This window comes from Pirellulales bacterium, from assembly GCA_035939775.1.
Taxonomy (GTDB): Bacteria; Planctomycetota; Planctomycetia; order Pirellulales; family DATAWG01; genus DASZFO01.
Genome location: DASZFO010000010.1, coordinates 1 through 11,987 on the forward strand (window position 1 = coordinate 1; position 11,987 = coordinate 11,987).

Sequence of the window (11,987 nt, forward strand, 5' to 3'; positions counted from 1 at the left end):
TCGCTGGCGCGTCGGGCTAGTGTGCGGTTCCCAAATTGAAAAAATGAAAGGCCCTGGCGGCGACCCCGGCAAACGAGATGCCGACTCAAGGCTGGAATTAAGATAGGACGCGACGCGCGTTTATTGTGAATTTTGCTGCCCATTGGCACCCGCCGATTTAGCTTCTTCTACGCCGCGATCGTCGGCTCATCGCGAGGAGTCCGAACAAGCCCAAGACGCCCAAAACGAATTGCAATACTGGCGTTTACGTCAGTTACATTCTGTGACTGATTCGAGGTGATCATGGTGTTAGTCGTGATCGCGCCGAAGGTCTGAGTCGGCGAGAGCGCCCCGTCGGTGCTGCTGGCGTTCAAGGCGTCGTGGTTGATGGCCGTCGTGTTCTGGATGATCGTCGATCCGTTGATCGGGCCGGGTACCGGTCACCGTAGTCAGTGACTCCCGGTAGACATTCCCCAGCGTCAATTGGCCCTCCGAAGTTATCCAGCTTAACTACACGACCTCTTCGTCGCAAGAAACCGAGGCGCGAACGATAAGCCCGACGTATGCCCCTTGCCACCCGTCAACGGCCGCGGCGCTCGATGGCGGCCAGCACGACGAGCGTCAATTCCGGCCGCGTCGGGTCGTTCGTCCGATAGTGGATTTCCAACCTGAGCGACCCTCCGAGATTCTCAGTATCGAGGCGCGCGGGCAGAGTCACCGTGGCGCCGGGAGGAACGATAACCTGCGGGCGGCCAGCCTTGATGCATCGGCAGGTGCCGTTAGTCTCGCTGAGGATGAGTCGCCGCCCGCCGCGGTTGCGCACTGAAAAGGCGGCGTCTACGACCTCGCCAGCTTGAACCCGGCCGAAGTCCTGTTGCAGCTTGCCAATTTCCAATCGCGGAGGAAGCGACTCGTCGCCGAGATTTGCGGTGACGCGATTCGCCATGACAACCACTATCGCAATCGCTCCGACCGCGGCAGCAGCCGAGGCAATCCAAATCGCTCGACAGCGAGGTGCGCGGCGTCGCGTCATTGGACCAACTCGGCATACTTATTGCTGGAGCCTAGCGAGGTGTCGTAGTGGAGACCGCCACTACCGCTCATTTTCAGTGAGAGACCGACAATCGATCCGAAGTAAGAGGCGGTAGCGCTCCGCGTGATCGCGGATGAGGGGGCGTAAAGCTCGGCATACAGCGCCGAGCTGCCCGAAATATTCGCCGTGCTCCCCTGCACGTACAGCTTGAAATTGGATGGGATTGAACTCGCGGTCGCGACGTTCCCGCCGCTGAGGTCGACATTGCCCGTGACATAGACCGTGGTCGCACCACTCATTTTGATCGTCGATCCGCCCGAGAGCTTAATCGAGGAGAAATAGTAGGTGCCGGCGGATAGTGTAATACTGTCGCCGCCTGCCAGGCTGAAGGCCTTGGTGCTGCTATTGTATGCCACGTGTCCCTTGGTCGATTTCCCAATGCTGCTGTTGTTGTTGGTCGTTGATGCCGCGCTCGAGTCGATGGCCGATTCGACGAGATCTTGCGTCGCCGCCGTCGTCGTGCCCGTGACTGAAGCGCTGCCGCTGGTGGTGACGCTTTTGCCTGGTCCCGGCGTCGCATTCCCGTGGACCGTGCCGCCGGAGAGAGAGATATTGCCATTGCCGCAAATGTTTCCATTGCTTCCCGCGGTCGAACTCGAATAACTCCCGCTACTCGAGTCGTAGCTGTCGGTATAGCTTGAGCCGCTAAAACTGGCGGAGTTTAAGCCGACGAAACCGCACGCGGGAGAGCCTTTCATGGCGACGGCTTGGGCGCTGACGGTCGTAACGGAGTGGCCCCAGATCGGGGCGAAAAACAGAGTGAGCCCAGTCCCACGCGATTGGCTTAGCCAGCAAGTGACTCGGACCGCATTGGCGCCCGATGCCGCGGCGCCTGTGAGCACCGTAAAAGTCGATTTGCTCGTGTCCCAGGTGCCGAATTCGACGTCGGACGACGTGACGACGGAGACGTGAGCGCCGCCGGCGTAATTCGCCTGCGCTATTGTCTGGGCGGCCGTCGTGGCGGTCGTGGTACCACTGCTGAGCGCATCCGCCCCGGCAATCGCCGCGGCATCGGCGGCTGCTTGAAGCTGGGTTCGAGCGAGGGTGATTACGCCGCAGTCAATGGCAAACGCTGCTAGGCCGACGATAAATACGATGAACAGCGCGGCGAGCGGCGCGATCGCTCCGCGCCGCAAGGTCGTCGCATTGAATCGTTTCATAGCGATTCGCCGGAAGGAATCAGGCCCAATCGGCCGCCACACACCTAAACACACGAATTATCAAGTGCGAAATCGTCGCGTTTCCAGACATTAGCGCGATGTTCGGCCGTGGCATCCCCCCTTGGAAGAATAGCTTACGAACCACGCCGCGCCCAATCGCCTCGCGCGCGGCTGGTATTGGCTCCGGCCGTCGATTTGACTTGTCCACGCCAGGAACTATCGTTGCAACATTGGGTTAGGCCGCAGCCAGGCGCCATCGTCGACGAGGTTACCAACATGATTGCGAGGCGCTTCATTCGAGCGAACTTGCGGTACCGTCGCGGAGCGGCGGCGGTGGAGTTCGCGCTAGTAGCTCCCGTGTTCTTCATCTTGCTTTTTGGCCTCATTGAATATGGCCGGGCGGTGATGGTGCAGCAGATTCTCACCAACGCGGCCCGTGAGGGAGGCCGCGTCGCGATCCTGACGACCGCGACGAGCACATCGGTAAAGAGCGCGGTCACCACGTATCTGACGAACGCCGGCATCAGCGGAGCGACCCCCACGGTCAGCCCCGATCCGGCGACTGCCACGTCCGGTCAGACGATCACTGTGCAGGTCACCGTGCCGTTCACTTCGGTGAGCTGGCTCCCGACGCCGCAATGGCTCGGCAGCAAGACGCTGAAGGCCGTCTCCGCGATGCGAACGGAGAGCACTGCGTCAAGCAGCGGCAGTTAGCGCCTCGTCGTCGCGGCAGCATCTTGCTCCCGCGTGTTGTCTGCCTCTTCCATCGTCAGCTTCCGTGCGTCCTGATGGCTCTGGCAGCAGCAGCCGTTGCCAACCTGTCTTTATAGCGGGAATGATGCGCTATCATTCTCCAAAAGGAGCGCCGTCGGAATTCGATAGTTTTTCATCTCCGTATCGATAATTCCGACAATGCCGCGTTTGGGCGGTGCGTTTTCGCCTCAGGACGAGCGTCGATCGGTCGAAAACCCCGCGCGCCGCAGAGATCGGACACCGTAGTTTTGGGCTAGCTTAGAATAGGTAACTTGGCATCGGTCTAGGATCGTTCGCCCCCCGGATTCCTGATTCGTGGAGACAAGGCAAAGCTTATGTCCCGCATGAAGCGCAGAAAGTTGTTTGTCGATCCCAAAGTCCAGGCGGCGTTTCTGGCGCGGATCTTTGTTTATTGGTTTCTGTGCCTGGTCGCTTCTGGAATAGTGCTCGCCCTCCGGATGTTCCTTGTGGGCCCCCTCAACGTCGTATTACATCCGCTTGCGGAATTCTGGTCTCAATTCGGGCCGGCCGTATGCGTTTCGGCATTGATGCTGCCGATTCTCATGTTCGACTGCCTCCGGCTGACGAACCGTCTGGCGGGACCGATGTACCGAGTGAGGTGCGAGATGCGCGCGCTCGCCATGGGAAACCCGGCCAATTCAGTCCACCTCCGATCCGGTGATTTCTGGACGGAATTTGCGGAGGAATACAATGCGGTGCGCCAGCGAATCATCCTGATGGAAGAGGGATCGAAGCGCAGGCCAGTTGAAGTGCCCGCCGAACTTGCGACGCAGCATCAGCAGGCTATCCGAGAACCATCCGCCGAGAGGGGAGCCGTCCCCTTGTGCTCCGCGACCATCCCGGCGCCGACACCCGCGAGCGCCTTCGAGCAATGTGTGACGATGCAAGACTGACCTCAGACGTTCAATCTCCGACGCCAGCGGGCCGCGCGGCTATTTAACACGGATCGCTGACCTCGGAATTCCGACCATGTCACCCCTCGTTGCCTTCGCGATATTTCTCGCCGTGACGGGCCTGGTGGTCGGCGTGGGGCTCCTGCTACGCGTCAGTGAAGATCGACTCGAACAACGATTGGCCGAATTGACGGGCAAGGTTTCCTCACCGGCAGTGGCCAACCCGCTCAAAGAAAGTACGGTATTAGCGCAGCCGCTGGACTCCACGAAGGGCCTGGTTGAGACATTTCTCGCGAGATTTCTCCGCCTGACTCGCTGGTTTCAACAGGCTGATACGTCGATCACTCCGTCGCAGTTCTTCGCCATCTGCAGCGGGGTGACCTTGTTCGGGATCGCCGGCAGCGTTGCGGCCGGGATGAATCCGGCGGTCGCCCTCGTCGTCGGCCTGTTCACCGGATCGCTGCCGATCCAGTGGCTGATGTTTCGACGGCGGCGGCGCTTCCAGAAGTTCGAAAAGCAATTGCCCGACGCACTGGAATTGATTTCGCGGGCACTCCGGGCGGGACACAGCCTGGCCTCGGGCTTCAATTTCGTGGCCGAGCAGATGCCGGCTCCGATTCGGACCGAGTTTCGCAAGGCGTTCGAGGAGCAGAACCTCGGCATCCCGCTCGACGAGGCGCTTGAGGGCATGACGGAACGAATGCCGAACCTCGACCTCGACTTCTTCGCCACCGCCGTGATTTTGCAGCGAACGACGGGGGGGGATTTGGCCGAGATTCTCGACAAGATCGGCCGCTTGATCCGCGAGCGGTTCCAGATTCGGGGACAGGTGCAGGCGTTGACAGGCGACGGGCGATTTTCGGGAATTGTGCTCTTGGCCCTGCCTCCCGTGTTGTTCGTGGCCCTGTGGCAACTGAATCCCGATTACGCGATGCTCCTCTTCACCGATCCCATGGGGAAGATGATGTTGGCGGGGGCGATCGTCATGCAGATTCTCGGCGCGCTCGTGATTCGCAAAATCGTTAACATCAGGGTATAGCCGTGTCCAGCTCAGTGGCCGATTTTTTCAGTCTCGCAAAGCTGCTTCCGTTCGCCATCTTCGGCGTTGTGGCGTTAGGGACGTGGCTTGCAATGGAACTGCTCGGCGGGCGGAAAACCCGCGCCGACGAACGCTTCGACGACCTGCGCGACCCGACCGCGCGGCGCCGTGGGGAGGGGTTTAACGGGAGTCGAGCCGACGCGATGGCCCGTGCCTTCAAGAAGGCGACACCGGCCTTCGCCAGGCCGCTCGCGCCCAAGAATGAATTCGAGGCCAGCAAGCTCAAGGCCAGGCTTTCCGCCGCAGGATACCGCCGTGATTCGGACATGAGCATCTTCCTGGGATTCAAATTCATTGGATTTTTGCTGGGCCTTTTCCTCTTTGCAGGCACAACACTCGCTACGAGCGGCGCCACGCAGACAGCGCTCATCTACACGGTCTTCGGCACCGCCATGATGTTTTATCTTCCCGACATTTTCGTCGGAGTGATCGCCAGCAGACGCAAGAAAAGCATCTTCCTTTCAATGCCGGATGTGCTGGATCTGATGGTCGTTTGCGTCGAAGCGGGTTTGGGATTGGATCAGGCAATGCGCAAGGTCAGCGAAAAAATGAAGAAGATGGCCAGAGTCGTCGCCGAGGAGTTCAGCCTGTCGAACTTTCAATTGCAGATGGGGCGCCAACGGGCTGAAGTGCTGAACGAATTGGGTCTCCGCACCGGAGTTGATGATCTGCAAAGCCTCGCGACCATCTTGATTCAAGCCGACAAGTTCGGTTCAAGCGTCGCTCAGGCGCTTCGCTTGCAAAGCGATTCGATGCGTACCCGGCGCCGCCAGCTTGCCGAGGAGAAGGCGGCGAAGACGGCAGTGAAGCTCATTTTTCCACTGGTGATCTTCATCTTTCCGGGAATCCTCGTCGTGCTCGCCGGCCCAGCCGCGATCACGATGGTCAACAGCATGTTCCCGGCGATCGGGGGACATTAAGCGGGAGATGCGCGGGCCATGGTCGTGTGGACGTCTTCGGCGGGGCAGGCGAGTTGACCGGCGCAAAAAGTGCCCCTGGGCGTGTGCGGCATTCGCGGAATTGCCGTTCGGCACGTGACCGATTCCGGCCAAACTCTTTGGCCGCTGCTTGTTTAGGGCGGCGCGCGAGTGGTAGGATACGGTATATTTACCGGGCCGCTTCGTCGAACCCGGCTCTCAAAACCCGCGTATTCAATACAATTGCCCGTATTCAATACAATTGCCCCGCGATCGGTTTATCGACCCTCGCCTTTTACTTTGAGGAGTCTCGAATGCTTTCCCGACTTGGTCTGTTGGTTCCAGGTGTACTGCTGCTTTTGACTTCGGCCGTGGTGATCGCCGAAGAGACAAAGCCCACCGGCGACAAATCCCCGGCGGCCAAGTCGGACGCCGCCAATTCGGCCTCCGGCTCGACTACCGCAAAATCGACGGAGGCCAAGGCAGACAATAGCGCCAGCTCCGACGAATCCAGCTCCGGCGGGTCGGGGCGCGAGGGCAAATCAAAGTACGCACCGTTCGCAACCGTGACGAAGGACTATAAGTCGGTATCGGGCCTCGTTCCGCTCTTTCACAAGGAGGGGAGCGTACTGGCCGAGTTCTCAAACAGCACTTTGAATCGCGATTTCATCGTGGTGATTTCGATCGCCCGCGGCATCGGTCACGGGCAAATCCTGGGTGGCATGAGCTGGGGGGGCAACGGCGAGGACGCCATCTGGCAATTCCGCAAGGTGGACGACCATATCCAAGTGGTCCGCCGCAATGTCCGCTTCACCGCAGCCAAGGGAAGCCCCGAAGAGCGGGCGGTCGGCATCGCGTATACCGACAGCATCATGTTCAGCTTGCCGATCACTTCGATCAGTCCCAGCGGCGGATACATTGTCGATCTGAACCAAATCTTCATGACCGATTTTCCTGAAATCTCGCACGATCTGCCCGGCTATTCGTTTTCCGCGAATCGCTCGACTTGGGCCGAAGTGCGCGGCTATCCGGACAATGTCGAGTTGGAAGTGGCCGCCACCTACGGCTCGGCCGGGCTAATGGACCTCGATTCGGTCCCCGATTCGCGGGCCGTCACGATCAACATCCACTATTCGCTGAGCCTGTTGCCGCAGAACGGCTATCGCCCGCGGCTAGCCGACGATCGGGTCGGCTATTTCGTCACGGCGATGAAAGACTACTCGCACAAAGTGGACGACGACCGCTTCGTGCGCTACATCACGCGCTGGGACCTGCAAAAGGCGGAGCCCTCGGCGGAACAATCGCCGCCTAAGAAGCCGATCATCTTCTGGCTCGAGAAGACGGTGCCGTTCAAGTTCCGCAAGCCGATCCGCGAAGGAATTCTGGAGTGGAACAAGGCCTTCGAGAAGGCGGGGTTCCTTAATGCGATCGAGGTCCGCCAGCAACCCGACAACGCCGACTGGGACGCCGAGGATGTGAACTACAACACGTTCCGCTGGATCACCTCGAGCGCCGGATTTGCAATGGGACCCTCGCGAGCCAACCCGCTCAACGGCCAGATTCTCAATGCCTCGATCATTTTCGACGCCGATTTCCTGCGGTTCTGGAAGACGGAATACGAAGTGTTCACCCCGCACGGCATCGCGGCCCTGACCGGCGGCGCACTGGACTTGCAGACGTACGAAGAAGAGGCCCATCATGGTTCGCGCGGCCATGCGCTCGACGATCATTGCAACCTCGAGGAGGGCGAATCGCGGCAGTTCGCCTTCGGTTCGGCCGTGCTCATGGGCCGGGCAGGTGCGCAGTTGACCGACGCGGAACAGGACCGGCTCGTGGCCGAGGGTCTCAAGGAAGTGACGATGCACGAGGTCGGGCACACGCTCGGCCTACGGCATAACTTCAAGGCCAGCTCGCAATTCTCGCTCGAAGACATCAACAACCCGGAGAAGACCAAAGAATCCGGGATGGGGTCGAGCGTGATGGACTACTATCCGGTCAACGTCGTTCCCGCGGGCGTCAAGCAGGGGAACTTTTATTCGCCGACGATCGGAAGCTACGACATGTGGGCGATTGAATACGGCTACAAGCCGATCAGCGCCTCCGACTCCGAGGGAGAAGTCGCGGAGTTGAACAAGATCGCCGCGCGGAGCGGCGAGCCGGGGTTGTCGTATTCGCCCGATGAAGACACTCGCGGGATCGATTCCGATCCGCTCTCCAATCGTTTCGACTTGGGCAACGACCCGGTCGCGTTTGCCAAACAGCGGGCGAAAGTGGTGAACGAGGTCTGGCCGAAGCTCGTCGATAAGGTAACGAAGGAGGGGGACGGCTATCAGCGGGTGCGGCAGGCCTTCGGCGTGCTGCTCTCGGAAGAAGGGGAGTCGATGTACTTCGCCGCGCGGTATGTCGGCGGCGTGTACGTGAGCCGCAGCCACAAGGGCGACGCCCACTCGGCCGATCCATACGTCGTGGCAGAGCCCGCGAAGCAGCGCGATGCGCTCAAACTGATGGAAGAGCAGGTCTTCAATGACGCACCATTCCAATTCCCGCCGAGCCTGTACAACCACATGGCGGCGACGCGCTGGTCGCATTGGGGAAGCGAAGTGCCGCCGCGGAACGATTATCCGGTGCACCAGGTGATCGCACTCTGGCAAGACCGAATCCTCCAACAGTTGCTTTCGCCACTGACGCTTACGCGGATTTCCGACTCTGAACTCAAGGTGCCCGCGGATCAGGATGCCTTCACGGCAGTCGAGTTGATTCACGGCTTGACTGCGGCGATTTTCGCGGAAACGGAAAAGCTGCCGGCGGGAGACTATACCAACCGTAAGCCGGCGATCAGCAGCCTGCGGCGGAACTTGCAACGGATTTATCTCAAGCGGCTTTCGGGTTTGGCGATGGGAGAAACTCAAGCCCCGCCGGATTGCCAGACGATCGCCTACAGCGAACTGAAGTCGCTCGAGGAGCGGATCGACAAGCTGCTCAAGGACAACACGAAGCTCGACGACTACTCGAAGGCGCACCTCTTGGAAACCTCCAACCGAATCGCCAAGGTGACCGACGCTCGGCTGCTGCTCAAGATGCCGTGAGATGATGAAGAAGCCGTGGCTGTAGGGTGTGTCAAGCGAAGCGCAGACGCACCGCTGCTGACCGTGGAATGCGACGATCGGTGCGTCTGCGCGGAGGACCGCTTGACGCACCCTACGAGTTGCCTAAGTTCTCCTAGGACGGAGTCGCTTGCGATGAAAATGATCGTCGCCGTTATTCAGCCGACGAAGTTGAACGCGGTTCGTGATGCGCTCAACAGGATCGAGGTGACGCGGATGACGGTCTGCGATGCGCAGGGCTACGCCCGCCAGCGCGGGCAGACGGAGCTTTACCGCGGGCACGAATACAAAACGCACCTGTTGCGGAAGATCGCTTTGGAAATCTTGGTGAACGACGATTTTCTCGAGCGGACCGTCGATGCGATCGTCACCACCGCCCGCACCGGGAGCGAAGGTCAGATCGGCGACGGGAAGATATTCGTCCTCCCGGCGGTCGAGACGATCCAACTCTTCGGCGACGTCCGCGGGCCCGAGGCGGTGTGAGGAAGACGGGGCTCGGGGTTGGGAACTCGGGGACGAGGCCGACGACCTGCGGTCTTGGTTTGGCGTTGTGTCCGCTGCTTTTCTACGTAGATCGCCGTCTCATGGGAATTCTGTTTCTAACGACGGACCTTTTGTTTGCTTCGCGAGTTGCCGGCGCGGCGGTGCGAGCGGGGATGACCATTCGAACTGTTGGGAGTGCCGTGGCGCTGTCGGAACAAGTGGCGGCCGCGGAAGCGCCGCCATTCGTGTTATTGGACTTGAACGTTCCGGGCCTCGATCCGCGGCAGCTTGTGCCCGACCTACGTGCCGCGGCCAGTCCGCCGCGGGCCATCGTTGCCTACGGGCCGCACGTGCACGAAGATCGGCTCGCCGCGGCCACCGCGGCCGGCTGCGACGAAGTGCTGACTCGCGGTCAGTTCAATGCCCGCATGGATGAAGTGCTCGCGAAGTGGCGGGCGACGAGTAACGAGTAACAAGCGTGTGCGAAGAATTTCGGGCAGCGCGGGCCGTTTGCCGGTCACTCCTCGCTCGCCACCCTCTGCTCGCCGCTCGTCTTTGCGGCAGAGCGGGCAAATAGCCGCTCGCGGACCCAGGCGAGCCAGTCATCGGCCGGCCAGGCGTAGGGACGGAATTTCTCAATCCGGCCTTCCTCTTCGTTGTAAAACAGCGCGAGGTTCGGGCCGAGCTTGCTGGCCAGCGGCAAATCGATGAGTTGGCTCGAATCGGCGCCGCTCATTTGGAACAGCACACGGACGTCAAACTCGCGCAGCCCCTGCCGATCGATGGCCCGCTGCAGATTGTTGAGCGTATCGCACCAAGCAATCGTATGGACTCCGACCGCCGGACCTTCGCGCAAGATATCGCTAAACTGCTGGCCTGGGCTGGCTGGACGCGGCTCGCCGCCGAAGGAATATCCGAGACTCTCGTCGTGGCGGAGATCGCGGAAGCGAGCCAGATCGAAAACGAAGAAATAGATCGGCGGGCCGCCGGAATGCTCCGCCGAATGGCGGCGTTCGACCTCTTCTGCCAGCTCGGCCATGACCGGCGGCACGTCGCGCCGCCCGACCACGCGCACTGGGTGCGGCAGCGATTCAGCAAGCTGCGCGAGAGTCGGGCCGGGATGATCGGACGAGCGCGCCGGCTCGAGCAAGTAGAATCGCGCTTGGGCCAAATGCGTGTGGCCATTCTGCGGCTGGTTTTCGGCCGCCATCTGCTGCCCCGCCAGGCTGATGAGCGCCGCGGCCATGATGGCGCGGGCCGATTCGTCGTGTTGTCCGATCAACAGCAGATTACAGCCGTTCTGCGACCGGAAAACGGACGCCGTGGGGTCTTTGATGGCAATCGCCTCGCCGAGCCAGGCGCATGGCGCGAGTGGGGTTTCGTTCCAGGCGTCCGCGGCCAAGAGTCCGCTCAAAAGCCGATTTCGGCTGACGTCGGCCGGCACGTTCCCCTCGAACACGATCTGCTGCGCGGTAAACGGCGGCTCGTGCCGAGCAGCCAACTTACGAATCCCTTCCAGGTAGACTTCCCGCCGCTCGTCCGCCAACCAAACCACTTGGAACGGGTTGTTGCCGATCACCATCCCATTGGCGTCGTTGTAAATCGCCTCGCCCGGGCGCGTGAGCAGGCGCGCTGCCGAATTGTCTTCGCTCAAGATCAAATGGGCGTCGTTCTCGCTGCATTGCAGGGCAATCCGAACCGCCATTTGCCCGATCGTACTGCGGGCCAGGCTATACGCCCCGCCCAGCGTCTGCGAACCCAAGAGCACGTGCATTCCAAACGCGCGCCCTTGCCGCACGAGCCGATCGAGCAATAGCGCCGCCTCCTGGGCAATCTTGTCGTCCTCCACGAACAACTCGTGGAACTCATCGACCACCAGCAGAATCCGCGGCAGGGCCGTCCCTGGCTCGGCCTGGCGAAATCCGGCCAAATCCTGCACGCCGAGGTTGCGAAACAGATCGCCGCGGCGCCGCAGCTCGGAATCCAGGTTCTGCAGCACGCTCAGCCCGAACTCGCGCTCGCTTTCGATGGCGATCACGCGCGCGTGCGGCAGCTCGTGCGTCGCATAGGTCTTGAATTCGACTCCCTTCTTGAAGTCGATCAGATACAGCTCGATCTCGGCCGGGCTATAGGTCAGCGCGAGATTCGTGATCAGCGCGTGCAGCAGGGTCGATTTGCCGGAGCCGGTCTTTCCGGCGACGAGCACGTGCTGCGACGTTCCATGACCAAGCCGTAAATGTTGGAGCTTGGTGGCGCCGGCCCGGCCCAGCGCGACGTCGATGCCGTGCGCGGTGCTACCAGCCCACCACTTGTCGTCGGCCGGGGCAATGTATTCGAACGGCACCTCGACGCGCCGCGAGTCCTTCGCGCTTTCGCCGACGAGCTGCACGATCTGCGTGAAGCGTTCTTCCGGCGGAGGGGAATCGACGGCCAGCGGAAACTTGCCGAACTCCGGTTCCTTCCAGATGAATTTGCCGCCGTCCCA

10 protein-coding genes are annotated in these 11,987 nt (G+C 60.9%); 7 read left to right on the plus strand and 3 right to left on the minus strand.

The window, feature by feature from the left end; translation table 11 throughout:
• Positions 1–559 precede the first annotated feature (559 nt).
• Positions 560–925, minus strand: coding sequence for a DUF1573 domain-containing protein (locus VGY55_00330; GenBank protein HEV2968399.1), 366 nt, complete (start codon positions 923–925; stop codon positions 560–562).
• An 83-nt stretch (positions 926–1,008) separates the two neighbouring features.
• Positions 1,009–2,232: a pilus assembly protein TadG-related protein gene (locus VGY55_00335; GenBank protein ID HEV2968400.1), complete on the minus strand. Its 1,224-nt coding sequence runs from the start codon at positions 2,230–2,232 to the stop codon at positions 1,009–1,011.
• A gap of 276 nt (positions 2,233–2,508) precedes the next feature.
• Between VGY55_00335 and VGY55_00340 the strand changes: the two genes are divergently transcribed.
• The 7 genes from VGY55_00340 (at position 2,509) to VGY55_00370 (ending at position 9,975) form a co-directional block, all read left to right on the plus strand.
• The gene (locus tag VGY55_00340; protein HEV2968401.1) at positions 2,509–2,946 is read left to right on the plus strand and encodes a TadE/TadG family type IV pilus assembly protein; all 438 of its coding nucleotides are present in this window, start codon (positions 2,509–2,511) and stop codon (positions 2,944–2,946) included.
• A 383-nt stretch (positions 2,947–3,329) separates the two neighbouring features.
• Complete coding sequence (locus VGY55_00345; protein HEV2968402.1) at positions 3,330–3,899, plus strand: hypothetical protein; 570 nt, start codon at positions 3,330–3,332, stop codon at positions 3,897–3,899.
• 76 nt (positions 3,900–3,975) lie between these two features.
• Complete coding sequence (locus VGY55_00350) at positions 3,976–4,938, plus strand: type II secretion system F family protein (GenBank protein ID HEV2968403.1); 963 nt, start codon at positions 3,976–3,978, stop codon at positions 4,936–4,938.
• A 2-nt stretch (positions 4,939–4,940) separates the two neighbouring features.
• Positions 4,941–5,918 (plus strand): type II secretion system F family protein, encoded by a 978-nt coding sequence (locus VGY55_00355; protein HEV2968404.1) that lies wholly within the window; start codon positions 4,941–4,943, stop codon positions 5,916–5,918.
• A 311-nt stretch (positions 5,919–6,229) separates the two neighbouring features.
• Entirely contained in the window at positions 6,230–9,001 is a 2,772-nt protein-coding gene (locus VGY55_00360) for a zinc-dependent metalloprotease (GenBank protein HEV2968405.1), read from the plus strand.
• Positions 9,002–9,154: 153 nt separating this feature from the next.
• Positions 9,155–9,502 carry a P-II family nitrogen regulator gene (locus tag VGY55_00365; GenBank protein HEV2968406.1) on the plus strand — a complete coding sequence of 116 codons (348 nt, stop codon included), beginning with the start codon at positions 9,155–9,157 and terminating at the stop codon, positions 9,500–9,502.
• A 173-nt stretch (positions 9,503–9,675) separates the two neighbouring features.
• Complete coding sequence (locus tag VGY55_00370; GenBank protein HEV2968407.1) at positions 9,676–9,975, plus strand: hypothetical protein; 300 nt, start codon at positions 9,676–9,678, stop codon at positions 9,973–9,975.
• Positions 9,976–10,019: 44 nt separating this feature from the next.
• Here VGY55_00370 and VGY55_00375 read toward each other — a convergent pair.
• On the minus strand, positions 10,020–11,987 hold a 1,968-nt coding region (locus VGY55_00375), incomplete at its 5' end, for an FtsK/SpoIIIE domain-containing protein (protein HEV2968408.1).